This window comes from Candidatus Clostridium stratigraminis (genome assembly GCF_045310675.1).
Lineage (GTDB): Bacteria > Bacillota > Clostridia > Clostridiales > Clostridiaceae > Clostridium_AT > Clostridium_AT stratigraminis.
On the sequence record NZ_JBJHZZ010000002.1, the window covers coordinates 351,677 to 376,137 of the forward strand.

Genomic DNA, 24,461 nt, shown 5'->3' on the forward strand with positions numbered 1-24,461 from the left:
ATATCAAATAAAATATAATAATCTATTGGTTTGAATAAGCAGATAATAAAAAAATTATAAAACTATTTGTAGTTGTTAATTTATAGAAATATAATATAATATATATGAGAAGTTTTTTGTAAAGGGTGACGATGGATATGGCAATTAAAGAATGGAAGACTTTTTTAATACCTTATGAGCAAGCAGTGGAGGAACTTAAAATAAAATTTAGGAGTATTCGAAACGAGCTTAGAAGAAAAAATGAATATTCCCCAATAGAACTTGTTACGGGAAGAGTTAAAGAAATAGCAAGCATTCTTGAAAAAGCTAATAAATTTAATATACCTCTGGATCGCATTGAATATGAAATGGAAGATATAACAGGCATAAGAATTATGTGTCAGTTTGTTGATGATGTTAATAAAGTTGTTGAGCTTATTAGAAACAGAAAAGATATGCAAATAATGTATGAAAAGGATTATGTGACTAATTATAAGACCAGCGGTTACAGAAGCTATCATATGATAATAAAATATCCTGTTAATCTTGCAGAAGGGCAAAAGGATATCCTTGCTGAACTTCAGATAAGAACTCTTGCAATGAACTTTTGGGCTACAGTTGAGCATTCATTAAATTATAAATATAAGCATGAAATTCCAGATTATATAAGGCAGAAGTTAAAAAATGCTGCGGATGCAGCTTTTAACTTGGATCAGATGATGTTAGAAATTAAAGATGAAATTAAAGATGCACAAAAGTTATTTGAGGTAAAGTCTAATTTAATTTCAAATATAATGAATAACATTTTAACATTAAGCTCCATAGGTAAAATGGCTGAATCTACAAGGTTTCAAATGCATTTAAATAAGCTTATAGAAGAAGGAGAGGTTTATGACTTAAACAATCTCCTGCAAGCTACAGAAAAAGTTTTGGATAAATATAAATAAAGAATAGCCGCAAAGCCTTTGTGTTGTTAGTCTGAATGTAATGAATTCAGGTCAACACATGGTTTTGTGGCTATTCTTAGTTTGAAACTTCTTTCGAAGTTATCAGCTCATATAAAATATTTTATTTATTAGCTATTTTTTTGTTTTTAAAGTTTTAGTAATCATTTATTTAGCAACTATATTAACTAATCTTCCTTTTATAACTATGACTTTAGCAATGTCTTTTCCTGTAAGAATTTCCTTGATTTCAGGATTATCTAAGGCAGATTTTTTAATTTCTTCTTCCTCTAAATTTGAAGCAACATTTATTCTAGCCTTAACTTTACCATTTATTTGTATAGCTATTTCAATTTCATCTTTAATTAAGGCAGAAGCATGGAATTTTGGCCAACTCTCATTGAAGACTGAATAATTCATCCCAGTAAGGCTCCATTGTTCTTCGCTAAAGTGAGGCGCAAATGGTGCCAAAAGCTTAATTAAATCTATTATAGTCTCTTTTAAAAATTCTCCATTTTTCTTCTCTTCATTTAAATATTTTGACAGTGCATTAGTAAATTCCATTATTCTTGCAATTGCAGTATTAAATTGAAGTATCTCAGAATCTTCAGTTACACCTTTAATTGCTGAATGTCTCCAGAAGTTTAACTCCTTTTCAGCTTTATCTATTGTAGTTTTATTATCCTTTAAATTGATTACTTCTCTTGAAGACTCAAGCAATCTTTCAATTCTATCTACAAATCTTGCAATAGCCTTTAAGCCATCATCACTCCACGCTCCGCCTTCTGTATAGCCAAAACCAAACATAAGATACATTCTAAAAACATCTGAACCATATTCTGAAATATAATCGTCAGGATTTATAGTATTACCTTTTGATTTACTCATCTTTTGGCCATCTGGTCCTAGTATTAAACCTTGGTGAGTAAGTGAAAGGAAAGGTTCATCAAAGTTTAAGTATCCCATGTCTCTAAGAGCCTTTGTAACAAACCTAGCATATAAAAGATGCATGCAGGCGTGTTCAGGTCCACCGACATATTTATCTACAGGTAGTATTTCATTAATAAGCTCTGAATTAAAGGCTTCTTCACCGTTTTTATTATCTGCATATCTTAAGAAATACCAGGAAGAATCTACAAAGGTGTCAAGTGTATCAGCATCCCTGAGAGCCTCACCGCCGCATTTTGGGCAAATGGTATGCATAAATTCATTACTTTTAGCAAGTGGTGACTTGCCATCTGGTGCGAATTCTACATTATAAGGTAATTCTATTGGAAGCTGAGCCTTAGGAACTGGAACTATTCCACAATGTTCACAATGAACTACTGGAATTGGAGCACCCCAATATCTCTGTCTTGAAACGAGCCAGTCTCTCAGTCTATAATTTACCTTTGAAGAACCTAAGGAAGATAGTTCAAGCTTATTGACAATTGCTTTTTTAGCTTCCTCTGTAGTTAAGCCATTAAATTCCGCACTATTAACTAATTTCCCGTGTTCTGTAAATGGAAGACTATCTCCACCTTCAATAACTCTTTCAATAGGAAGCTCGAATTTTGTTGCAAATTCAAAATCTCTTTCATCATGAGCAGGAACAGCCATAACTGCGCCAGTTCCGTAAGTAGCCAGCACATAATCAGCAACCCAAATTGGAACTTTTCTTCCGTTTATAGGATTTATTGCGAAGCTGCCAGTAAATACTCCTGTCTTTTCACGAGTTAAGGATTGTCTTTCAATATCAGTTTGTTTTCTTGCGTTTTCTTTATATTCCTCTACTGCATCTTTGTTTTCAGAAATAGTAAGTCTATCTACTAGTTCATTTTCTGGAGCCAGAACCACATAGGTGACTCCGAATAGGGTATCAACTCTAGTAGTAAAAACATTAAAATTAAGGTCAGAATCACAAACCTTAAAATTAACCTCAGCACCGATAGATCTACCGATCCAATGCTTTTGCATAGCTTTAGTTTTTTCAGGCCAATCTAAGGTGTCTAATTTTTCCAAAAGCTCATCTGCATAATCAGTTATTTTTAAGAACCATTGGGTAAGATCCTTCTTAGTAACCTCAGTATCGCAGCGTTCACAATGGCCATCTACTACCTGTTCATTTGCAAGTACTGTGTTACAGCTAGGGCACCAATTAACAGGAGCCTTTTTTCTATAAGCCAAGCCTTTTTCATAAAGCTTTAAAAATACCCATTGAGTCCACTTATAATAATCAGGTAAACATGTAACAACTTCATTATCCCAATTAAACATGGCTCCCATAGCTTTAAGCTGCCTTTCCATGGTCTCGATATTTTTTAATGTTGAGTCCTTTGGATGGATTCCTGTTTTAATTGCATAATTTTCAGCAGGAAGCCCAAAAGCATCAAAGCCCATTGGCTGAAACACATTATAGCCTTGCATCCTTTTCATTCTTGCCCAGGAATCAACAGGACCATAATTAAACCAGTGTCCTGCATGAAGATTACTGCCTGATGGATAAGAGAACATTTCAAGCACATATAATTTTTTCTTCTCATTTTTATAATCAAACTTGTAAAGCTCTGTTTCTTCCCATTTTTTTTGCCATTTTTTATCTATGGCCGTACTATAATTTACCATTCTATTTCCTCCTTTAAGTCGGAACACTGTGTAGATTAAGACTACTCGCTCCCGCTCGTAAAACTACTCGTTAAAGCCCATTTAGGGCTTTAACCTCCTATACTTAGATAATAAATAAAAAAACTTTCATCTCACTAAGAGACGAAAGTTATTGTTTCGCGGTACCACTCTAATTAAACATAAACATAAATAAAAAAGGAAGGTTTATGTTTCACTTAAAAAGATAACGGATTTACCGTACTTACTTTTCTGTAAGTATGCTCCCAGGCGAGTTCATTTAAAACCAAACACTGTTTTACACCAGCCAACAGCTCTCTTAGTATGCTTTTAAATTACTATTCCTGTTCAAAGCTCATATTTTATAACATTATATTCTAAGTTTTGCTTTATGTCAATAATTAAGTAATTATAAATGTTATAAAGATGCAAGGTATATTAATAAAGACTTAAATCCACATTAAAGTCAGCTCTTTTTAACCGATCTAGGATTATATTTAAAGCATAAGTTCAAAAATTCTTCATCTGGAGTAAACCTTAATTTAACTCTTTTATTTCCACCTGTTATCATGGCAACGTATATTTCCTTGTCTGTAGTTTTGGGGTAACAGCTTACAATATCATTAGGGACACTTAAAAAATCTTTAACATAATAGCTGTTTTCAAGAGCTAACAGCTCGACTTCTTTTATTTGAAAATTCATGACTCTTTTTCTTTTTTTCATTTCTACAATTTTATCAATGTCTATTTCTCCATTAGTAAAAGCATATTCATATTCTACATAAAGCTTCTTTTTTCCCCAAAAGCAGACAGCTGCTATTAATAAACTTAAAATAAAAACAGGAATTACTGCCATTGATAGGATTGCAAGTACACAAAAAAAATAAACACAAGCATTTAAAAGCCGATACATACCCGTTTTATGGGTTACAGCAAGCTGTTCATAAAAATTATCCAATGTTACTACCCCTCTCAATTGCTATGATATTTAAAGTAATTATAACATTAATTTTAATATAAAAATATAATATTCAATTTATTTTAATAATTATAGGTAGAAGCTATGATATAATTGATATTACAAGGTAACTAAGCTGATATTGAAACTTAAAATAAATATTAAACAAAGAGGAGGAAAGCTATGAGCCTGGATAAATATCTAACTACAGTAAGAAAATTGAATAATATGGGACGATGGGCAAATGAATTTATGCATAGAAGAGCAACTGTAAGTGAACACTCCTTTTTAGTAGCACAAATAGGCCAAATGTTGGCTTTAATTGAAGAGGAGCATGGAAATACTGTAAACTGGGAAAGACTATTTAAAAAACTTATTAACCATGATGTTGTTGAGGCCTTAACTGGAGATATATTGAGCTTTGTAAAACATAAAAATATAGAGATGAAGCAAATGGTGGATATAATAGAAGAAGAAGTAGCAGAGGAACACCTTTTGTCTTCAATGGAAGAACCCTATAGAAGTATTTATAAAAACCTTATTTTTGAAGGCAAGGATTTAAGCTTAGAAGGTCAAATCCTTCGATGTGCAGATCATATAGATGCCTTAATTGAATGCATTAATGAAATAAGTTTAGAAAATTGTAATCCCTTTGTTGATAAATACAATACTATTTTAAATCAGATAAAGGAAATTGACATAATAAGTTCAAAATATTTTTTAGATAATATACTACCTAACCTTCTAAAGGATTGTGAAAGGCTTAGATAAAAAAACCTTTTATAATTTATTAAAATTTTAAAAACTATTAGGATGTGATAAAAATGCAGGAAATGGAGACTAGAATATTAGACATAGATGTTGAAGATATAAGAGCTAAACTTAGAGCCATGCATACTGAAAAAGTAAAAATGGAAAATCAAATTAATAAAATTTTTGATTTTCAGGATAAAAAACTGCTTAGCAAAAAAGGCTATGCAAGAATACGTATTGTTGAAGATTTGTTAAACAATAAAACTATTAATTATATGACAACAAAAGAGATGATAAGTCAAGACAAATATAAAGTTATGAATGAACATGAAACTGTAATTGAAAGCTCTGATGAAGGAGAAGAAATATTTAAGGCACTAGGGCTTAGTATCGTTCAAACTATTTACAAGTATAGGGAAAGCTATAAATATAAAAATACTCTTATTGAAATAGATATAAATGATAAAAGCTTTTGTCCTTTTCCTTATCTAGAAATAGAAACTCCCCACGAAGAAGAGCTTAAAGAGGTTGTAAAGCTATTAGGCTACACTTTTGAGGATACAACTTCTAAAACAATTTATGAGATATTAAAGCAAAGAGGAGAAAAGGGCATATAATGTTTGGCTACGTTACCCCATGTAAAATGGAACTTAAAATTAAAGATTTTGAAAAATTTAAAGCTTATTATTGCGGTTTATGCAGAAGTATAAAACGATGCTATGGGAATCTGCCTAGATTGGCACTTAATTATGATATGACTTTTTTAGCCCTGCTTTTAGATTCCTTAAGTGATGAAAAAAACATTGTAGAAAAGCAATTCTGCAGTCTTCACCCACTTAAAAAAAGGGTTGTTTTTATGGGAAATTCAGCTATCGACTATGCTGCTTTTTTTAATGTCCTTTTAGCTTATTATAAATTATTGGATAATTTTGAGGATGATAAAAGTTTAAAAAGCAAGATATATGCAGCAATGTTAAAAATATATTTAAAAAAATCTCCAAGCTATAACAAAGAGAAATCAAAAAAAATATCAGAAATACTAAAGACATTTAGCATAGAAGAAAAAGCTTTTAACGGCAAAAACCTTGATGAATTAAGTCATCATTTTGCAGATTTAACAGGATACATTCTTGCCTCCTATGAAGAGGATAAAGATTATGAAGATAGGCTATACAAGCTTGGCTATAACCTTGGGAAATGGATATATATAATTGATGCCTACGATGATTTGGAAAAGGATATGAAGAATAGTAAGTTTAATGCTATAAATAGTGCTTTTAATTCTGAAAATCTTCCTTATAAGGAATTTGCAGCGTCGGTTAAAGAAAGAATTTACTTTTTGCTTACCATGTGTGGTGCTGGATGCATAGAAAATTTAAATAAATTACCTATTAAAAGAAATTATGATTTGTTATATAATATATTACAATATGGTTTAATGGAAAAGATGGACAAAATTTTTAACGGAAAGGAAGAATCAAGCAATGAGAAATCCCTATGAGGTTTTAGAAATAAAAGAAGGAGCCACTAAGGAAGAAATTAAAAAAGCTTATAAAGAAATGGTAAAAAAATATCATCCCGATCAATATGGAAACAATCCATTAAGGGATTTAGCAGAAGAAAAGCTAAGAGAAGTAAACGAGGCATATGATTATTTAATGAAAAACGATACTCCTCATTATACAGAAAATTCTTATTCAGAGGAAAGTTATAGTAATAATGGCTCAAACAGCATAATATATAATGAAATACGCAGAGATTTGCAAAATGGTAATATAAATGCTGCAGAAGCTAAGTTGAATAGCATTGCTACAAGAGATGCACAGTGGAATTATCTTATGGGAATTACATATTTAAGAAAAGGCTGGTATGACAATGCATATAATTATATATTAAATGCTTGTAACATGGAACCTAATAACTTTGAATACAGGCAAACCTTAAATAAACTTCAAAGAAGCAATAATAGCTATAGACAGCCTTATTATGGAAGAAATACTTCTAGTTCTGATATCTGTGATATATGCGCAACGCTTTGGTGTGCTGATTCGCTTTGTGAATGTTTTGGCGGTGACTTATTTAGCTGCTGCTAAATAAATTATTATAAAGAGAGGGCGAAAAATGGGAACTTCAAGGTTTATTGCAAGGGGAGGTATATTAACTGCAATAGGAGTATTACTACTTTATCTAAGTACAATTTCTCCAACTAGTAAGGTTTATATTTTAGGGGCTGCTTCCTGTATTATTCCTATATCTGTTTTACTTACAAATTTGAAAAACAGTTTTATAGTTTACACTGCTACCAGTATTATAAGCTTTCTTATGCTTGGATTTAAAGGTAGCGTAATTGCCTATATAATATTCTTTGGGTTGTATGGTTTCATAAAATATTATGTAGAAAGATTAAGAAATATCCCTTTAGAAATTATATTAAAACTAGTATATTTTAATACTTCTATTGGTATTTTATTTTATCTCTATAAATTTTTCTTTGCAGGCTTATTAAAAATTAACCTTCCTGTTTATGAAGTAGTTATTATGCTTCAATTTGTGTTTATTATTTTTGATTATGCACTTACTTTATTTATAGATTATATATCAAAGCATCTTATAAAATTAAAGCTATGACATAATATGTAAAAAATTTTTCACAAAGAAATTCACCACTTGACAAGAGGTATAATCATGTTATAATAATTATTGTTACTAATGCCCAATAGCCAAATTGGTAAGGCACCAGACTCTGACTCTGGCACTGTGTAGGTTCGAGTCCTGCTTGGGCAGCCAATGAAGCACATATTCTTTTGAGTATGTGCCTTTTTTATAACTTTATTACTATTTTTGTTTAATTGCAGGTGATATAATGGAATATATTAACGAAATTGCTATTAATGAAGCAGTTATTCATATACTAGACAATAACTCTGAGGAACCTATATTAAATGAATACTATTTGGAATTAAATGAGGATATTTATAAGTTTCTTTTAAGACATGTAGACAGATGTTTAAGAGATGAAGAAATAAAATATGCTAATTTTAATTCAGGAAGAAATATTGTTAAAGAACTTTCACAGGAATATTTAAATGGAGAGAATAATCTTCTGGAAATTTCAAAGGAACTTGCAAGACAGATGTTTGTTTTAATGAAATCTAATGGAAATATATCTTCTTGTGATATATTAACTGTTTCTGTTACCACTGAACATGGACCATTAATTGGTATTATTAAAATGGATTATGTAAAGAACTATACCCATTCTGTAGATTTTGTAGATAACAAAATAGGAATAAATATAATTCCACAATTTACAGGTCTCCCCGCCAGCAGCCAAAGAATCCAAAAATGCGCCTTCATAAAGCCTTTAAGGGATGATCAGGAATTTAATCTTATGGTTATGGATAAGGGAGGTAATAAAGAAAAGGAGGAATATGGCTCTAATTACTTTATTACAAACTATCTAGGCTGTAGTTTAAAAAGTAACGAGCGAGATATGACTAAGGCTTTTATAAATGCAGCTGAAAACTGGACAAGAAATAAACTTAAAGAAGATGCTGCCTCACAAGAAACAGTTAGAAGCAGTGTTAAAAAGGTTTTAAAAGAGCAGGAAAATATAGATGTTAAAGCTTTTTCAGATATGCTTTTTAAGGATGAAGCGGTAAATAAGCAGGACTTTATGGAATATGTGTCTGCTGCTGGAATTGATGATAATATTTCAGTTGATAAGGAATGGGTATCTAAAAAACTAAAGAGGGTAAGGCTTAAGATAGATAGTGATATTGATCTTTATATAAACGAAGAAACCTATGATGATGATAAACGTTTTGAAATTCAAAGAAACGGGGACGGTTCTATTAATATACTTATTAAGCATGTAATGAACTATATTGAAAAATAATAAAAATGCATCCATATGACTTATTTGAATAATAAGCCATATGGATGCCATTAATTTTAATTATTATAGAGCGTTTTCTGAACCAAGAACTTCTTTTATTTTCTTTTCAACTAGTTCTTGAAGAGTTGCTCTTGCAGCTCCCATGTATTTTCTTGGGTCAAATTCCTTTGGATTTTCAGCAAGGAACTTTCTGATTGCAGCTGTCATTGCAAGTCTTAAATCTGTATCCATGTTTATCTTGCAAACTGCCATTGAGGAAGCTTTTCTAAGCATATCTGCTGGAACACCCTTTGCACCTGCAATTTGTCCGCCAAATTCATTACACATTTCAACGTATTTCTGATCTACAGCTGAAGCACCATGAAGTACTATTGGGAAACCAGGTAACCTCTTTTGAACTTCTTCTAAAATGTCAAATCTTAGTTTTGGTTCTCCAGTAAATTTAAAAGCACCATGACTAGTACCAATAGCTATTGCTAATGAATCTATACCTGTCTTTTTAACAAAATCTTCAGCTTGAGCCGGATCAGTATATGTGCTCTTGGCAACGCTAACTTCATCCTCAACACCTGCTAATTGGCCAAGTTCCGCTTCTACTACAACACCTCTAGCATGAGCATAGTCAACAACTTCTTTAGTTAGTCTTACATTTTCATCATATTCATAATGAGAACCATCAAACATAACTGAAGTAAAGCCTGCCTCTATTACTTCTTTAACTATTTCAATGTTAGCACCGTGATCTAAGTGAAGAGCAATATCTATTCCAGTTTCTGCTATAGCAGCATCAACCATATTCTTTAAATATTTAGCTCCTGCAAATTTTATGGCACTTGAAGAAACTTGAAGAATTACTGGTGAATTTAGTGCTTTACAACCATTAACAACACCTTGGATTATTTCCATATCATTGATATTAAAGGCACCGATTGAGTAACCGCCTTCATAAGCCTTTTTAAACATTTCTTTAGTAGTAACTAAAGCCATAATTATACCACCTTTCATATATAAATAGGGTCAATATAAGTCCCGGTGGGACTTGATTTATCTAAGTTTATTATAAACTAATAAACTTAGATTTTCCATACTTTCATTATAAAATATTTTATAGATTTTTTTAACTCCTATATTTAAAAATTACTAAATATAACTCATATTTAATCAAGCAGCATATTCTGATTATATATTAAAATATATTTTGGAGGTTTATTTTTTCTAAGTTAGTTATATGATTTAATAAAAAGTCTAAGGTATGGACATTAGCAAGGGACTCATCTGGAGTTTTCTCCCTTACAAATTGAGTTAATTTACTTAGCTCTATTTCAATATTATCTAATTCTTGATGATTTACAAAAAGCTTAATAATGTTAGTGTACTTATCCCACTTTTCACTAAAGTCAGTTGCAGCCTTATTTGCCTCATCCCAATTTCTATCATTAATGTATGTTTCTATTTGCATATTAAGATTTTCTAGATTATTGGTTATTTTGTTAAGGTAGCTAAGAGATATAGTCATTGCTAGAATCATAATTATAAAAATTACAACAGAAATCGCAACATTTCTCACTTATTTATGGCGCCTCCCTCCTTAAGCTGAAAGGTAAAATTACCCTTTGAATCTAAAAGAGCAATAAAAACTTTATCTGGAGATAAAATATTGTTTTTCTTAAGCTGTGACAAAAGCCAAGATTTATCTTTATTAATTACTTTTAAATTATTTAAGTTAATTTTCCCATCAAGAATTAAAGTGATAGGAAGAGTGTCTTGTGAACTTTTTATATTTAAATCTTGCTTTGTTACAGGCTCTAACTCAGTCTTAGGGATTATAGAAAGTTGTCCGCTGGTTTCAAGTATTGCAAATTCTATATCCTCCATGTTGTAATAACCTTGAAGACGAAGTTCTTCTAATAGATCATTAATATTATATCTATTAATCTTAAGCTGTTTTATATCAATTTTACCTTGGCTTATAATAATACTTGGTTTTCCGCTAAATGCAATGCGTGCAAATTCACTCTTCAGTTCAGCAACAGAAATTAATGCCTGTAGAAGGAGTAAAGTAAAAATAGGTATTATACCGTGAGAAAGAGGAATGCGGGTGTCCTGCATTGGCATAGAGGCAAGTTCAGAAACCATTATGGCAATAACTAGTTCAAAAGGCTGCAATTGACCTATTTGTCTTTTACCCATTATTCTCATTGTAAATACAACTATAAAATATAAAATCATAGTTCTCAGCATAACAATAAACAACAAAATCACATCCTTATATTTTGTAACAGGTTAAGCATATATATTTTAAGTAAAATTTAAGAAAATTATGAGTTATAAAAGAACATTTTTATTTATTTAAGTGTATAATAATATTACTTTGCAAATTAATGAAGCCAAAGTCATAAATGGGCTTTAACGAGTAGTCTTATACTACTCAGTGTGACACTAAAAGGAGGTTAAAGCCCTAAATGGGCTTTAACGGGTAATTTGTGAGCGGAGCGAATGAGGTTAAATTACCCCGTGTTCCGACAATAAGGAGGAATTATAGTGGATAAATACAGATTGAATTTAAGTAATGGGAAAAGTATCGAAGCTCTTAAGGGGACTATTATATATAATATATTTCAAGATAATTATGATAAAGAAAAGCTGCCAGTTGTTTTGGCTAAGATTAATGATAAATATTATGAATTCACAAGAACCTTGGAGGAAGGTGGGAATTTCGATATTGTAGATATAAGCACAAATATTGGTATGAAAACTTATGTGAGGACCTTACAATTTGTTCTTATTAAAGCAGTTTTAGAACTTTTTCCGGAGGCTCAAATTACCATTGAGCATGCCCTTAGTAAAGGACTTTTTGGAGAGATCCATAAAAGTACTCCTCTTAGTTCAAAGGACGTATATGCAATTAAATTAAAGATGCAGGAATTGATAGATAAGGACATTCCCATTAAGAAGCTTTCTGTTACTAAGGAAGAAGCAATTAAAATTTTTTCAGGCTACAAAATGGAAGATAAGCTTAGACTGCTAAAAAATGTTAGTGTAGAAAAGGTAAAGCTATATGAATTGAATGGTAGATATGATTATTTTTATGGAGCAATGGCGTATTCTACAGGAGCATTAAAATATTTTGATCTTATGTATTATGAACCAGGGTTTATTTTAAGATATCCAACCGAAAGTAATCCAACTGAAATTCCAGAATTTATTAAATACGAGAAGCTTGATAAGATATTCTATGAAACTGAACAATGGGGTAATATATTAGGAGTTGGAGATGTTGGTTCACTTAATGAAAAAGTCCATTCTGGCGATATAAGAAATATTATTCAAGTTGCAGAGGCCCTACAGGAAAAGAAAATAGCTTATATTGCAGATATGATTAACGATAGACATCAAACAAAAATTATTCTTATAGCAGGACCTTCTTCATCTGGGAAAACTACCTTTGCCAGAAGGCTGGCTATACAATTAAGGGTAAATGGTTTAATGCCGATTCCTATCTCATTAGACGATTATTTTGTTGATAGGGAGCATACTCCTAAGGATGAGAAGGGGGAGTATGATTTTGAATCAATTTATGCCTTGGATTTGAAGTTATTTAATGAAGATCTGCAGGAGCTATTAAAAGATAATGAAGTTAAGCTGCCAACTTTTAATTTTAAAACAGGTAAAAGGGAATGGAAGGAAGAAAAATTTAAACTTCCTTCTAATGGAATACTTATTATAGAAGGTATTCATGGATTAAATGAGATGCTTACAGCTTCAATACCAAAAGAAAATAAATTTAAAATTTATATTAGTGCACTTACTCAGTTAAATCTTGATGATCATAATAGAATAGCCACTACAGATAATCGAATAATAAGAAGGATGGTTAGAGATTACTTATCTAGGGGCTATGGTGCAGAACAAACACTTAAAATGTGGCCTTCAGTAAGAAGAGGAGAAGAAAAAAACATATTTGTTTTTCAAGAGGAAGCAGATGTCATGTTTAACTCTGCTCTTGTATATGAGTTATGCGTTTTAAAAAAATATGCACTTGAAGAATTAAAGAAGATAGCATATACTAGTCCTGTCTATTATGAGGCTTTAAGACTTAAAAGTTTTCTAAACTTTTTTGAAGAGGTTGAAATGAAGCATGTGCCTGAAAATTCTATTTTAAGAGAATTTATCGGCGGCAGTGTATTTTACGAATATTAATCTAGTAAAACCTATGATGAGGTGGAATAATGAGAAATTATAGTGCATTTGATATAATAGGACCTGCTATGATAGGGCCATCAAGCTCTCATACTGCTGGGGCAGCTAGACTTGCTAAGGTAGCTAGTATAATTTCAGGTGGGAATATTAAGTCAGTAAAGTTTTTTCTGCACGGTTCCTTTGCAAAAACTTATAAGGGACATGGAACAGATAAAGCTCTAGTTGCAGGTATACTTGGAATGGATCCATGGGATGAAAGATTAAAAAACTCAATGGAAATTGCCAAGGACCTGGGAATAAGTGTTGAGTTTATAGAAACAGATCTTGGCGATAGGCATCCAAATACAGTTAAATTTAAAATGACCAGGGAGGATGGAACTATAGTTGAGGTAATAGGCTCATCGGTTGGAGGGGGAAATATAATAATAACAGAAATTGACGGCGATCCCCTTGAATTCAATGGTGAATATCCTACTTTAATCATAAGACATGAAGATGTACCTGGCATGGTATCAAAGGTTACGGCTCAGTTATATAGTGAAGGAATTAATATTGCCTTTATGAAGGTGTATAGAAGTGATAAAGGTTCAAAAGCTACCATGATTTTTGAAACTGATAATACAGTTACTGAAGAAACAGTAGAAAAGATATCTAAATTAGCCCATATAAGTAATATAAGAATCATAAATCCTATTACAGAAGTATAATAAAGAAGGAGAATATTATGTTCGTAAATCATGGTACAGAATTAGTAGAGATATGCATTAAAGAGAAACTTTCAATATGGGAATATACACTTTCTATAGAAGAAAAAGAAAGTGGACTTAATAGAGTAATATTATTTAATAAGATGAAAAAAAATCTTAGCATTATGAAAGAGGCTGCTGAATATGGTTTAAGAAATAAGATAACTTCAGTCAGTGGTCTTATTGGCGGAGATGCTTATAAACTTCAAAAATATATTGAAAGAGGAAATACATTAACTGGAGAATTCATGGTAAAGGCTATGGCCAGAGCAATTTCCTGTTCCGAAGTAAACGCTGCAATGGGGAGAATAGTTGCCACTCCTACAGCAGGTTCCTGCGGCATACTACCAGCTGCTTTAATAACTGCAGGAGAGAAACTTAATAAAACTGAAGATGATTTAGTAAAGGCACTTTTTACAGCTGCAGGTGTTGGTATCCTTATAGCTAAAAATGCAACTATATCAGGTGCTGAAGGTGGCTGTCAAGCTGAATGCGGTTCTGCCGCTGCAATGGCATCTGCTGCTGTTGTTGAAATGATGGGAGGGACTCCGGAAATGGCCCTTAATGCAGGAGCAATTGTGATTAAAAACATTCTAGGGTTAGTCTGTGATCCGATAGCTGGGCTTGTAGAAGCACCTTGTGCTAAGAGAAATGCCTCTGGAGCTGCAAGTGCATTAACTGTAGCAGATATGGTAATGAGTGGAGTAAAAAGTATTATTCCCTTTGATGATGTAGTACTGGCTATGTATAAAACAGGAAAGCAGCTACCATGTGAACTAAGAGAAACTGCAATGGGTGGCCTTGCTGATACTCCTACGGGAATTGCACTCAGAAAGAAAATACTAGGTGAATAACCTGTAATAAAAACTCCTGATTCAAAATATAAATATATGAGCACTAATTAATAAAGGTGATTTATTGGGAAGAAGAAAGCTTATTGAAACCTATTATACCGATTTAAATAATATGGCCGATTTCCTTGGTAAGCTTGTTAGTTCCTATAGACTTCTAATAGGCGGTGCAGAGGAGTTTAATAAAATTGCCCTTGCAAAAAAAAGTGAAGTTAAAGAAGCACTTAGGCGTGCTGACGATTTAGGAGAAATTATTGATAATGTAATTGAATCATTAGAAAAGCTTTCTTTCGGTTATTTGGACTACTGCAGCTTAAAATCAGAAATAATTAAATGTAAAATGACCTCGGAAAATATAGAAACGGAAATAGATGACGATTTAAAATTTGAAAACTTTCCTAAAAAAGATTAAAAAAATTAAGGTGTGATATTTAAATCACACCTTTTTGATTTTGAATTTACTAATCATTAAATATGAAAGTATAATTACTAATATTATAGACAACGAAGGATTACTATTGGCATTTATAGTTATAAGAGCGAATAGTGCAAGGAAGGTACCAGCAACAGTTATAGGTACACCCATAAATACATTATTAAAGGTGGAAGAATTATACCTAGCTAGTCTATAAGCACCTGAAATAGGAAATAATAAAACCAAGATATATCCTAAAACCCCTAAATTATGAAATTTATAAAGATCAAAAATTAATATTGAAGGAGCTACTCCAAAGGAAACTAAGTCTGCAAGTGAATCTAACTCCTTACCAATATCACTTGAGACATTTAAGAATCTAGCAATCCTTCCGTCATAACGATCTATGATTCCTGCTATAATTATAAATAAACATGCCCATCTATAGTCTTTATTAAAGGTCATTAGCAAAGATAAAACGCCACAACCTAAGTTTGAGAAAGTAAAAATATTAGGAACAGCATTTCTTTTAGCCATAAAAATCACTCCTTAAGTATCATAAATAAAAAATAGCAAGTACACAATATAAAATTCATAAAGATTATAAATGCTTTAGTAAAGAATTTTACAAAAAACCAATACAGTACATTATAACATATAATTAATAATTTTTTAATAGTATATTAACTTTTATATTTTAATTTATAAAGATTATTTTTGTAGAACAAAATTCATATAGATGTTATTATATTATATATATCATAGTGGGGGCAAATAAATGAAGGATTCGACTAAGAGCATTATGAAGATTACCATGACAAATACAATTAAGATATTAATTATTTTATGTATTTCTATTATTTTTATTTATCTATTATTTAAATATCAAAAAAGGGTTACACATATTAGATTAAAGGACTTAAGAAGTTATATTGTTAGCTTTGGACCATATGCTGCAATTGTTTTTATATTTCTATTTACAATTAAAGCTATTTTAATATTTTTCCCAACAATGATTTTTACTGCCATTGCAGGTAATATATTTGGACCATTTTTAGGGTTTTTTATAACAATTGTTGGATTGTTTACATCTGCTACAGTTGCATTTTTTCTTTCTAAGTTTCTTGGCAAATCTTTCGCTAACAAAGTAACAAGAGGGAAATTACTGAAACTAGACGATAATATTGAGCAGCATGGTTTTAAAATAATGCTTTTAATGAGATTATCTACTCTTTTTCCATTTGATCCACTAAGCTATGCAGCTGGCTTAACTAAATTAAGCTATTTCGATTTTATTACTGCCACAATTATAGGAAGTGCACCTGAAATGCTTGCCTATTCCTTTGTTGGACATAATATGCTTCGCCCTTCAATACATAAAATTATTATTCCAATACTATTAATCATAGTATTTGCTATTTTAGGTTCATACCTATATAAAACAAATGTTAAAGTAAATAAATAAAAAATTCTTATAAAGTATAATATAAACTTTAAGTGAAAAATATTCATATAATAAAATCTCTTTGCAGTGCTAAAAATAATATAGAAAAAAGTTTAGCTTTAAGGAGGGAAACTATATGAAACTTAAGGATATTATGACTAAGGATGTTGCTACTTTAAATTCTGAAGACACAGTTGAGCGAGCTGCTCATCTAATGAAGCAATATAATATAGGTTCAGTTCCTGTATGCAGTGGAGAAGAGATAATTGGTATTATAACAGATAGAGATATTGCTGTAAGGTCTGTAGCTGAAGGTGAGAATTTCAAAAATCAGAAGGTAAGAGACATTATGACTTCAAATCCGGTAATTGCAAATCAGGATATGGATATTCATGATGCAGCTAGAATTATGAGTGAAAGACAAATAAGAAGATTACCGGTTGTAGAAAACAAAAACATAGTAGGCATTATTTCCCTAGGTGATTTAGCTGTAGAAAATAATTTAAAGGATAATGCTGGAGAAGCACTAAGTAATATTTCTGAACCAAGTTCTCCTTTAATGTAAACTAATTGAAAGTCCACAAGATATCTTAATTGCTTCTTGTGGATTTTATTTATTGATAATATAATATAAAATGTTAAGATACTATCTACAGAAGGTGAAAATGTTATGAAGAAAGTTAAATTTATTTATAATCCCTTATCAGGTGAAAACACTATTATTTCTGACCTAGATAAGGTAATTGATATTCATCAAAAATATAATTATACAGTTATTCCATATAGAATAAGCGACCACTGTGAATTATCAAAGGCTTTTGAAGATATTGAAGAAGATTATAAATACATATTGATAGCAGGTGGAGACGGAACAGTTGACAGTGTTGTTAATGAAATGAAGCGTTTAAATATTAATTTGCCAATAGGAATTCTTCCTGTAGGAACAGCAAATGATTTTGCCAAGTTTTTGTGTATTCCACAAGAAGTAGATAAAGCTTGTGAACAGATTTTAAACAGTACTCCGAGGAAATTAGATATTGGTAGAGTTAATGATAAATATTTTGTAAATGTTGCAAGCACAGGGCTTTTTACAGATATTTCACAAAAAACCAGTGTAAATCTTAAAAATACATTGGGTAAACTTGCTTATTATGTAAAAAGTTTAGAGCAGCTTCCTAATTTTAAAAAGCTGAAAATAAGAGTCAAGTCAAAAGAAGTCAAATATGATGGAGACATGTATTTAATGCTTATTTTTAATGGTCAAACTGCAGGAAATCTTAAGTTCGCCTATAAGGCTGAAGTTGATGATGGATACTTAGATATTATAATTATTAAACCAAACATGATTAAAGATATGATAGCACTATTTATTAAAATGCTTAGAGGAGAACACCTTGAAGACCCTAATAATTTAATTTATTTTAAAACTAAGAAACTTCAAGTTGAATGCTATGAAGATATAGTTACAGATATTGATGGTGAAAGAGGACCAGATTTTCCACTTACTATTGAGTGCATCAAAGGAGGAATAAAAGTATTAGGTTTTAAGAATACCAATTGCGATTAAAAATAGAATAAAAATCATTGTAAGTTAATAAATATAAGTAATAACTGTATAAAAAGGTGGAGTTTTATGAGTATGTATTACTTTTATCTCATTTTGTTATTACTTATTTTTGTGCTTTTATTTGCGGGAATTAACTTAAGCATAAATTTTGCTCCAGCAAAAATAAAATTAATAAGCATATTTGCATTATTATTATTAACTCTAAGGTACATAACTATTTTTATTTTTTTAATTTCAAGTAATATTAAATATTTATATCTATTAAAACCTGCTGTTTTTTTAAATTCACTATGCATACCCATCTTAGCCATGATCTCAATATATATTTTAGCAAGAAAAGATAGGCTTAAATTGACATATATCATTATTGTAAGTGTTGTATTATTAGTAGTATATATATTTGCAGTTTTTACGATGAAAACAAATATAGAAATCTACAAGAATCTAGGCTATAGAATGTATTTCCAGAGTAATGATATTTTGGATGCTATTTATTTAATATTAAATACTGTGTTCTTTTTTACTTCAATAATTTTATTAAGCTCTAGTGTAATAAATAAATTAGGAATGAGGCTGGCGTTAGCTTCAAGCCTAATATTAATGCTGGAAGTTATAGTTAAAAGCGCTGGGTTTAGCATATTTCCTTTCATTTTAATAGGAGACATTATTTGGCTGATTACTGTGAATTTTTCCTTAAATAGATTAAGGAAATCATAAATTACTGATGAAAAGACGGATTAATTGTGAAGATATTACTGCTAAATATAAGAATACAAGAGTAATCAATGCCTATGAATAAAATATAGTAGAAATATAGAAAATACCGCAGCTAATTACGCTGCGGTTTATTTTTATTAACCTTGGGTGGAACGGGTGGAATTAAGCATTTCTTATCATATCCAATTAAGTCTTCTCGGCGAGCTTTTATTAAAGCCTCCTTAACTATTTTATAGTTATGCGGGAGCCTATATTGAAGCAGTGCTCTTTGCATATTTTTTTCTTTCTGCTCTTTCGGTACATAAACTTTTTCATTTGTAAATGGATTTATACCTGTATAATAAATTGTGGTGGAAAGGCTGCCTGGTGTTGGGTAAAAGTCCTGTACCTGCTCAGGGGTATAGCCCATTTCCTTAATATATAATGCAAGTTCAACAGCATCCTTTAATTCACTTCCAGGGTGACTTGACATTAAATATGGAACTAAAAATTGTTTTTTGCCTAATTTTTTATTAATAACATCATACTTGTTTACAAAACGATCATAAACTTCTCTAGTGGGTTTTCCCATTTGGGCTAGAACTTTTTCACTTATATGTTCTGGAGCTACTTTTAATTGACCGCTTATATGATGCTCACACAGCTCTTTAAAGAATTCATCTTTTTTATCATAAATTAAATAGTCATATCGGATTCCAGATCTAATAAATACTTTTTTAACCCCAGGAAGTTTTCTTAACTTCCTAAGTAAACTTAAGTATTCATCGTGGCTAACTATTAAATTTTTACAAGGACCTGGATGAAGGCATTGTTTATTTTTACAAACACCATGAGTTTCCTGAAGTTTGCAGGATTTATGTCTAAAGTTTGCTGTAGGACCGCCTACATCATGAATATAGCCTTTAAAGTCCTTATCTTTAATTATTTCTTCAGCTTCCTTTATAATAGAGCTCTGGCTTCTATTTTGAATAGTTCTCCCTTGATGTAAGGTAAGAGCGCAGAAGGAACAACTTCCAAAACAGCCTCTGTGGCTGACAATGGAAAATTTAACTTCATTTATGGCTGGTATTCCTCCTTGAGCTTCATAAACAGGATGATAGGTTCTTGTATAAGGAAGATTATAAACTCTATCCATTTCCTCTGAGGTTAGGGGCAGGGATGGAGGATTTTGAATTATATATCTGTCACCATGTTTTTGAACAAGGGTTTTTCCTCTAATACCATCTTGTTCAAAGGATTCTAATTTGAAGCTTTCAGCATAAGCTTTTTTATCAGAGGCTGTATCTTCAAATGAAGGTAATTTTATATACTCATCTAATCCTTCAGTAGTTTTAGAGATATAAACTGTTCCCTTCACGTTTGAAAGCTTTTCAATAGGCATCCCGTATTTTAACATATTTGCAATTTCTATTATTGGCTTTTCTCCCATACCAAAAACTAAAATATCTGCCTTAGAATCAATGAGTATGCTTCTTCTTACTTTATCTTCCCAATAATCATAATGAGCAAATCTTCTTAAACTTGCTTCAATTCCACCAAGAATTATAGGTACATCTTTGTAAGCTTCTCTTGCTCTATTTGCATAGACAATAACTGCCCTATCAGGTCTATGGCCGCTTTTACCGCCTGGGGAGTATAAATCATCGCTTCTTCTTTTTTTTGCAGCGGTATAATGGTTAACCATGGAATCAATATTTCCGGAATTGATTAAGAAACCCAGTTTTGGCTTACCAAGACGCTTAAAGTCCTCAGAATTATTCCAATTTGGTTGGGCAATTATTCCCACTGTAAAACCTTGGTCTTCTAGAATTCTTGCTATAACTGCAGTACCAAAGGAGGGATGGTCTACATACGCATCACCAGAAATAAAGACAAAATCAAGTTCCGCAATATTATTATCTATTAAATCCTGCCTGCTAATAGGAAGGAATTTATTTTTCAAAGTTTTAGACTCTTTATTCATTTAGAAATCACCCTTTCATTTCAGTTAAAGCTAGTGAAATAAACATTATATAAATTCTCTTAATATATTAGCATAATACTTGTTATAAGAAAATCTATTTTATTTTATAATAGAGTCGAATATTAATAACCTAGTAAAGAAGTTTTATAAAAAATATATGTATATAAGAAAATAATTAGATTTAAGATAATCAAATAAAACAAGAGAAATAATGGTGAAAACATTACCAAGACAAACCTAATATAAAAAATCAGGTGAATTTAATTATTTTTTGCAAAATATAGTTGCATTTAAACTTTTTTGTACTATAATAGTTAGTGAAAAGAAAATATGATTTGTTAGGTGAGGCTCCTATATGGATATACGCTGCTACCCGGAAACATCGAGAGATGCCAATGGGTCAACAGGTACTACCGAATTAAGGTTTTACTTAGTGTAGCTGGACTTTTAGTCAAACGCTGTATAGTGCTAAAACTCAACGAGAACTCAAGAACTATTGTTGAATTTTAGAGCCTTTTTGGGCTCTTTTTTACTTCAATTTAGGATTGCATAATATTTAATGCAGTTTGAGGAATAATTAAGGAAGGTGATTTTTTTAATGGACAGTGGTCCCTATAACAATTTTATAAAAATTAAATATTCTTTGGGGAATGTACTGTTTATTAAATAATCATAAGCATTCTCCAAAGCAAAAGGAGGATGCGCTATGGTAATGAATAGTTTTTATTTAAGCAGAATTTTAGGAAATAAAATTTATTCTTCAGATCATCAAGTTATAGGAAGGATAAAGGATTTTGCAGTAAATAATGACATTAAAAATCCTAAGGTAATTGGAATTAAAGTAAAAACTGGTGATGGTATAAGATATTTAGATTGGAATAATGTAAGTGTTACTAAGGAAAAAGGACAATACGTGCTAGTTTGCAGTTCAATAAAGGATATTGATGTAAATAATATAATGCTGCTTGGGCATCATGTTTTGGACAGACAAATTATTGATGTTAATGGAAGGAAAGTAGTTAGGGTAAATGACATACGTCTTGCTAATTTATCAGCAGGCTTATTCGTAGTAGCAGTAGATATAGGAACTGAAGGATTATTAAGAAGACTCGGGCTTGCAAAGCCTCTAAAAAGAGTAGGTTTAAACGTGTCAAGCAAACTTATGCTCTGGAATGATGTACAAACAACTTTTGCAAGCAATGATATTCAATTATCTAAAAGCTATAATAAATTATCAATTCTTCACCCTTCTGATTTAGCAGATATTATTGAAGACTTTGATTCAAATACAGGTATGGCAATTTTCTCTAGCTTTGACAATGCAAAGGCTGCAGATGTTTTAGAAGAAATGGAAGAAAAAGCTCAGCTTAATGTGCTTAATAATCTTTCACCAGATAAGGCAGCTGATATATTAGAAGAAATGCCTGCAGATGAGGTAGCAGACATACTAGATGGTTTAAGCGAGCATAAGGCTGAAGAACTTTTAAGTAACATGGAAAAGGAAGCATCCGATGAAGTTAGGGAGCTTATGGAATATGAAAATGATGTAGTTGGAAGCTTAATGAGTACGGACTTTATTTCTTTTAATAATAAATATACAGTAGAAAATGCAATTAATGATTTAAGAAGAATAAAACCAGAAGAAGACCAAATGTTTTATATTTATGTAGTAAACGATAAAAATAATCTTATAGGTACTATTTCTTTAAGAGATTTAATAGTTTCTGAGCCAAGTGCTAGTTTAGAAAGCATAATGAATGAAGATTATATATTTATGCATGACGATGATGACATTGATGATTTAATTAAAAATATTTCAAAATATAACTTAGTAGCAATACCAGTTGTTGATGAAAATATGGATTTAGCAGGAAATGTTATTATTAGCGATATTATCTATGAATTGCTTAAAAACAAAAGAAGAGTTAGCTAAGGAGGTTAAACTAGATGAATACAAAGAAGAAAAATTGGGTAGCTTCCTTACTAATGTTCTTAGCTATATTAGGTCCTGGAATTATTACTGGAAGTGTAGATAATGATGCTGGTGGAATAACAGCATATTCATTAGCAGGAGCACAATATGGATATAATATGCTGTGGACTTTAGTTCCAGCCTTCATAGTACTGGTTGTGGTACAGGAAATGAATGCCAGAATGGGTATTGTAACAAAAAAAGGTTTAGCGGATTTAATAAGAGAAAACTTTGGTGTATTAATTACCTTTTTTATATTTTTAGGATTAATAGTTGCAGATATTGGAAATACAGCTACTGAATTTGCTGGTGTTGCTGGCAGTATGTCTGTGTTTGGAGTATCAAAGTATATTTCTGTTCCATTAGGTGCTATATTAGTATGGTTTATGGTAGTAAAAGGTACCTATAAATCTTCCGAAAAAATATTTCTCATATTTAGTGTATTTTTACTTTCTTATATAGTTTCAGCACTAATGGCAAATCCTGATTGGCATGCTATTGGAAATGCTATGATAAGACCAAAGATACAAACTGATGAGAATTATATTAGTACAGTTATAGGAATAGTAGGTACAACTATTGCTCCTTGGATGCAGTTTTACATGCAGTCTTCTGTTATTGAAAAAGGAATAAAAATAGAACAATATAAGTATGAGTTATGGGATGTTATTATAGGCTGTGTTATTACTGTAGTTGTTGCATTCTTTATAATTGTAGCATGTGCCGCAACGCTACATGTAAAGGGAATACCTATAAATGAAGCAAAGGATGCTGCAGTTGCTTTAAAGCCTTTAGCAGGACCATTTGCATCTGAAATATTTGCTTTTGGACTATTAGTAGCTTCAATTTTTTCAGCTACAATACTTCCACTTGCTACTGCCTTTTATATATGTGAGGCTTTTGGTTTTGAGGCAGGAATAGATAAGAGGCTTGATGAAGCACCGCAATTTTATATATTATTTACTAGCATTATGATAATTGGCGTTGGGATTATATTAATTCCTGGAGCTCCTCTTATAACAATTACCTTTTGGACTCAAGTAATAAATGGAATTTTATTACCTGTTGTTCTTCTATGCATGATGTTAATGGTTAATAATAAGGAGATAATGGGTGAACATGTAAACGGACCAATTAAGAATATAATTGGCTGGACAACTATTATTATTTTAATTATATTAACAGCAATATTAACTTTTGAACCTATAATTAAAAAATTATTAGGCTAAATAAATTATAATTGTACTAATTTACTTATGATTACTTAATTTAAATTAATATACCAAATTACAAGAAAAATAGTTTGAAGAATAGAACTGATTATAATATCACTTCTATTCTTTTTCTTTTGGGGCTAAATGTATTATTTTAGAATTAATGTACATTATATAAATGTGAATTTTATTAGCAAGGATTTTATTATTGAAATATTTTTATGAGGAGGTATTTTTTT

Annotated in this window: 25 protein-coding genes, 1 tRNA gene, 1 riboswitch and 1 other annotated feature; of the genes, 18 read left to right on the forward strand and 8 right to left on the reverse strand. The window is 30.9% G+C overall.

Annotation, left to right across the window (positions count from 1 at the left end; all coding sequences use genetic code 11):
- Positions 1-137 precede the first annotated feature (137 nt).
- Positions 138-926 (forward strand): GTP diphosphokinase, encoded by a 789-nt coding sequence (gene yjbM, locus ACJDUG_RS05990; protein WP_406768975.1) that lies wholly within the window; start codon positions 138-140, stop codon positions 924-926.
- Positions 927-1,091: 165 nt separating this feature from the next.
- On the opposite strand, the gene leuS is transcribed toward yjbM, so the two are convergent.
- Positions 1,092-3,527, reverse strand: coding sequence for a leucine--tRNA ligase (leuS, locus tag ACJDUG_RS05995; protein ID WP_406768976.1), 2,436 nt, complete (start codon positions 3,525-3,527; stop codon positions 1,092-1,094).
- Positions 3,528-3,661: 134 nt separating this feature from the next.
- Positions 3,662-3,885, reverse strand: a binding site (T-box leader).
- Positions 3,886-3,990: 105 nt separating this feature from the next.
- The gene (locus ACJDUG_RS06000) at positions 3,991-4,482 is read right to left on the reverse strand and encodes a DUF6106 family protein (RefSeq protein WP_406768977.1); all 492 of its coding nucleotides are present in this window, start codon (positions 4,480-4,482) and stop codon (positions 3,991-3,993) included.
- Between the two features lie 183 nt (positions 4,483-4,665).
- Here ACJDUG_RS06000 and ACJDUG_RS06005 point away from each other — a divergent pair, with 183 nt between their 5' ends.
- The 7 genes from ACJDUG_RS06005 to ACJDUG_RS06035 all read left to right on the forward strand — a co-directional run bounded on the left by ACJDUG_RS06005 (position 4,666) and on the right by ACJDUG_RS06035 (position 9,133).
- Positions 4,666-5,253: an HD domain-containing protein gene (locus ACJDUG_RS06005; protein WP_406768978.1), complete on the forward strand. Its 588-nt coding sequence runs from the start codon at positions 4,666-4,668 to the stop codon at positions 5,251-5,253.
- Positions 5,254-5,306: 53 nt separating this feature from the next.
- Positions 5,307-5,852, forward strand: a complete 546-nt coding sequence (locus ACJDUG_RS06010) for a class IV adenylate cyclase (RefSeq protein ID WP_406768979.1) — start codon at positions 5,307-5,309, stop codon at positions 5,850-5,852.
- Positions 5,852-6,736, forward strand: a complete 885-nt coding sequence (locus ACJDUG_RS06015; RefSeq protein ID WP_406768980.1) for a DUF5685 family protein — start codon at positions 5,852-5,854, stop codon at positions 6,734-6,736. Before ACJDUG_RS06010 ends, ACJDUG_RS06015 begins: the two co-directional genes overlap by 1 nt.
- Positions 6,720-7,328 (forward strand): J domain-containing protein, encoded by a 609-nt coding sequence (locus tag ACJDUG_RS06020; protein ID WP_406768981.1) that lies wholly within the window; start codon positions 6,720-6,722, stop codon positions 7,326-7,328. Before ACJDUG_RS06015 ends, ACJDUG_RS06020 begins: the two co-directional genes overlap by 17 nt.
- 28 nt (positions 7,329-7,356) lie before the next feature.
- A complete protein-coding gene (locus ACJDUG_RS06025) occupies positions 7,357-7,863 on the forward strand; it encodes a hypothetical protein (RefSeq protein ID WP_406768982.1) in 507 nt (168 codons plus the stop codon).
- 82 nt (positions 7,864-7,945) lie between these two features.
- A tRNA-Gln gene (locus tag ACJDUG_RS06030) sits at positions 7,946-8,022 on the forward strand.
- Between the two features lie 76 nt (positions 8,023-8,098).
- Positions 8,099-9,133 carry a nucleoid-associated protein gene (locus tag ACJDUG_RS06035; RefSeq protein ID WP_406768983.1) on the forward strand — a complete coding sequence of 345 codons (1,035 nt, stop codon included), beginning with the start codon at positions 8,099-8,101 and terminating at the stop codon, positions 9,131-9,133.
- A gap of 63 nt (positions 9,134-9,196) precedes the next feature.
- Here ACJDUG_RS06035 and fba read toward each other — a convergent pair whose 3' ends face one another.
- The 3 genes from fba to ACJDUG_RS06050 all read right to left on the reverse strand — a co-directional run bounded on the left by fba (position 9,197) and on the right by ACJDUG_RS06050 (position 11,386).
- On the reverse strand, positions 9,197-10,120 hold the full coding sequence (gene fba / locus ACJDUG_RS06040) for a class II fructose-1,6-bisphosphate aldolase (protein WP_406768984.1): 924 nt from the start codon (positions 10,118-10,120) through the stop codon (positions 9,197-9,199).
- Between the two features lie 199 nt (positions 10,121-10,319).
- Positions 10,320-10,700 carry a DUF4363 family protein gene (locus tag ACJDUG_RS06045; RefSeq protein WP_406768985.1) on the reverse strand — a complete coding sequence of 127 codons (381 nt, stop codon included), beginning with the start codon at positions 10,698-10,700 and terminating at the stop codon, positions 10,320-10,322.
- The gene (locus ACJDUG_RS06050; RefSeq protein ID WP_406769100.1) at positions 10,697-11,386 is read right to left on the reverse strand and encodes a YetF domain-containing protein; all 690 of its coding nucleotides are present in this window, start codon (positions 11,384-11,386) and stop codon (positions 10,697-10,699) included. Before ACJDUG_RS06050 ends, ACJDUG_RS06045 begins: the two co-directional genes overlap by 4 nt.
- Before the next feature lie 288 nt (positions 11,387-11,674).
- Between ACJDUG_RS06050 and ACJDUG_RS06055 the strand changes: the two genes are divergently transcribed.
- From ACJDUG_RS06055 to ACJDUG_RS06070, 4 genes are all read left to right on the forward strand, one after another.
- On the forward strand, positions 11,675-13,333 hold the full coding sequence (locus tag ACJDUG_RS06055) for a nucleoside kinase (RefSeq protein WP_406768986.1): 1,659 nt from the start codon (positions 11,675-11,677) through the stop codon (positions 13,331-13,333).
- A gap of 29 nt (positions 13,334-13,362) precedes the next feature.
- On the forward strand, positions 13,363-14,040 hold the full coding sequence (gene sdaAB, locus ACJDUG_RS06060; protein ID WP_406768987.1) for an L-serine ammonia-lyase, iron-sulfur-dependent subunit beta: 678 nt from the start codon (positions 13,363-13,365) through the stop codon (positions 14,038-14,040).
- A gap of 17 nt (positions 14,041-14,057) precedes the next feature.
- Positions 14,058-14,933, forward strand: a complete 876-nt coding sequence (gene sdaAA / locus ACJDUG_RS06065; protein WP_406768988.1) for an L-serine ammonia-lyase, iron-sulfur-dependent, subunit alpha — start codon at positions 14,058-14,060, stop codon at positions 14,931-14,933.
- 64 nt (positions 14,934-14,997) lie between these two features.
- Complete coding sequence (locus ACJDUG_RS06070; RefSeq protein WP_406768989.1) at positions 14,998-15,342, forward strand: hypothetical protein; 345 nt, start codon at positions 14,998-15,000, stop codon at positions 15,340-15,342.
- A 24-nt stretch (positions 15,343-15,366) separates the two neighbouring features.
- On the opposite strand, the gene pssA is transcribed toward ACJDUG_RS06070, so the two are convergent.
- Positions 15,367-15,882, reverse strand: coding sequence for a CDP-diacylglycerol--serine O-phosphatidyltransferase (gene pssA, locus ACJDUG_RS06075; RefSeq protein ID WP_406768990.1), 516 nt, complete (start codon positions 15,880-15,882; stop codon positions 15,367-15,369).
- 241 nt (positions 15,883-16,123) lie between these two features.
- Here pssA and ACJDUG_RS06080 point away from each other — a divergent pair, with 241 nt between their 5' ends.
- From ACJDUG_RS06080 to ACJDUG_RS06090, 3 genes are all read left to right on the forward strand, one after another.
- A complete protein-coding gene (locus tag ACJDUG_RS06080; RefSeq protein ID WP_406768991.1) occupies positions 16,124-16,810 on the forward strand; it encodes a TVP38/TMEM64 family protein in 687 nt (228 codons plus the stop codon).
- A gap of 115 nt (positions 16,811-16,925) precedes the next feature.
- Complete coding sequence (locus tag ACJDUG_RS06085; protein WP_406768992.1) at positions 16,926-17,354, forward strand: CBS domain-containing protein; 429 nt, start codon at positions 16,926-16,928, stop codon at positions 17,352-17,354.
- 105 nt (positions 17,355-17,459) lie between these two features.
- On the forward strand, positions 17,460-18,356 hold the full coding sequence (locus ACJDUG_RS06090) for a YegS/Rv2252/BmrU family lipid kinase (RefSeq protein ID WP_406768993.1): 897 nt from the start codon (positions 17,460-17,462) through the stop codon (positions 18,354-18,356).
- A gap of 83 nt (positions 18,357-18,439) precedes the next feature.
- Here ACJDUG_RS06090 and ACJDUG_RS06095 read toward each other — a convergent pair whose 3' ends face one another.
- Positions 18,440-18,721 (reverse strand): hypothetical protein, encoded by a 282-nt coding sequence (locus ACJDUG_RS06095; protein ID WP_406768994.1) that lies wholly within the window; start codon positions 18,719-18,721, stop codon positions 18,440-18,442.
- A 49-nt stretch (positions 18,722-18,770) separates the two neighbouring features.
- On the opposite strand from ACJDUG_RS06095, the gene ACJDUG_RS06100 reads away from it, so the two are divergent.
- Complete coding sequence (locus tag ACJDUG_RS06100; RefSeq protein ID WP_406768995.1) at positions 18,771-19,073, forward strand: hypothetical protein; 303 nt, start codon at positions 18,771-18,773, stop codon at positions 19,071-19,073.
- A 112-nt stretch (positions 19,074-19,185) separates the two neighbouring features.
- On the opposite strand, the gene ACJDUG_RS06105 is transcribed toward ACJDUG_RS06100, so the two are convergent.
- The gene (locus tag ACJDUG_RS06105; protein ID WP_406768996.1) at positions 19,186-21,036 is read right to left on the reverse strand and encodes a YgiQ family radical SAM protein; all 1,851 of its coding nucleotides are present in this window, start codon (positions 21,034-21,036) and stop codon (positions 19,186-19,188) included.
- Positions 21,037-21,363: 327 nt separating this feature from the next.
- Positions 21,364-21,529: riboswitch (M-box (ykoK) riboswitch) on the forward strand.
- 213 nt (positions 21,530-21,742) lie between these two features.
- On the opposite strand from ACJDUG_RS06105, the gene ACJDUG_RS06110 reads away from it, so the two are divergent.
- Positions 21,743-22,969 carry a magnesium transporter MgtE N-terminal domain-containing protein gene (locus ACJDUG_RS06110; protein ID WP_406768997.1) on the forward strand — a complete coding sequence of 409 codons (1,227 nt, stop codon included), beginning with the start codon at positions 21,743-21,745 and terminating at the stop codon, positions 22,967-22,969.
- 14 nt (positions 22,970-22,983) lie between these two features.
- Entirely contained in the window at positions 22,984-24,237 is a 1,254-nt protein-coding gene (locus ACJDUG_RS06115; RefSeq protein ID WP_406768998.1) for an Nramp family divalent metal transporter, read from the forward strand.
- Positions 24,238-24,461 lie beyond the last annotated feature (224 nt).

What these genes read in the sequence shown, in the direction of transcription:
- yjbM (WP_406768975.1), top strand. Translation starts at nt 138, where the DNA reads ATGGCAATTAAAGAATGGAAGACTTTTTTAATACCTTATGAGCAAGCA.
- leuS (WP_406768976.1), bottom strand. Translation starts at nt 3,527, where the DNA reads ATGGTAAATTATAGTACGGCCATAGATAAAAAATGGCAAAAAAAATGG.
- ACJDUG_RS06005 (WP_406768978.1), top strand. Translation starts at nt 4,666, where the DNA reads ATGAGCCTGGATAAATATCTAACTACAGTAAGAAAATTGAATAATATG.
- ACJDUG_RS06010 (WP_406768979.1), top strand. Translation starts at nt 5,307, where the DNA reads ATGCAGGAAATGGAGACTAGAATATTAGACATAGATGTTGAAGATATA.
- ACJDUG_RS06015 (WP_406768980.1), top strand. Translation starts at nt 5,852, where the DNA reads ATGTTTGGCTACGTTACCCCATGTAAAATGGAACTTAAAATTAAAGAT.
- ACJDUG_RS06020 (WP_406768981.1), top strand. Translation starts at nt 6,720, where the DNA reads ATGAGAAATCCCTATGAGGTTTTAGAAATAAAAGAAGGAGCCACTAAG.
- ACJDUG_RS06025 (WP_406768982.1), top strand. Translation starts at nt 7,357, where the DNA reads ATGGGAACTTCAAGGTTTATTGCAAGGGGAGGTATATTAACTGCAATA.
- ACJDUG_RS06035 (WP_406768983.1), top strand. Translation starts at nt 8,099, where the DNA reads ATGGAATATATTAACGAAATTGCTATTAATGAAGCAGTTATTCATATA.
- fba (WP_406768984.1), bottom strand. Translation starts at nt 10,120, where the DNA reads ATGGCTTTAGTTACTACTAAAGAAATGTTTAAAAAGGCTTATGAAGGC.
- sdaAB (WP_406768987.1), top strand. Translation starts at nt 13,363, where the DNA reads ATGAGAAATTATAGTGCATTTGATATAATAGGACCTGCTATGATAGGG.
- sdaAA (WP_406768988.1), top strand. Translation starts at nt 14,058, where the DNA reads ATGTTCGTAAATCATGGTACAGAATTAGTAGAGATATGCATTAAAGAG.
- pssA (WP_406768990.1), bottom strand. Translation starts at nt 15,882, where the DNA reads ATGGCTAAAAGAAATGCTGTTCCTAATATTTTTACTTTCTCAAACTTA.
- ACJDUG_RS06080 (WP_406768991.1), top strand. Translation starts at nt 16,124, where the DNA reads ATGAAGGATTCGACTAAGAGCATTATGAAGATTACCATGACAAATACA.
- ACJDUG_RS06085 (WP_406768992.1), top strand. Translation starts at nt 16,926, where the DNA reads ATGAAACTTAAGGATATTATGACTAAGGATGTTGCTACTTTAAATTCT.
- ACJDUG_RS06090 (WP_406768993.1), top strand. Translation starts at nt 17,460, where the DNA reads ATGAAGAAAGTTAAATTTATTTATAATCCCTTATCAGGTGAAAACACT.
- ACJDUG_RS06095 (WP_406768994.1), bottom strand. Translation starts at nt 18,721, where the DNA reads ATGATATATGTCAATTTAAGCCTATCTTTTCTTGCTAAAATATATATT.
- ACJDUG_RS06100 (WP_406768995.1), top strand. Translation starts at nt 18,771, where the DNA reads ATGAAAACAAATATAGAAATCTACAAGAATCTAGGCTATAGAATGTAT.
- ACJDUG_RS06105 (WP_406768996.1), bottom strand. Translation starts at nt 21,036, where the DNA reads ATGAATAAAGAGTCTAAAACTTTGAAAAATAAATTCCTTCCTATTAGC.
- ACJDUG_RS06110 (WP_406768997.1), top strand. Translation starts at nt 21,743, where the DNA reads ATGGTAATGAATAGTTTTTATTTAAGCAGAATTTTAGGAAATAAAATT.
- ACJDUG_RS06115 (WP_406768998.1), top strand. Translation starts at nt 22,984, where the DNA reads ATGAATACAAAGAAGAAAAATTGGGTAGCTTCCTTACTAATGTTCTTA.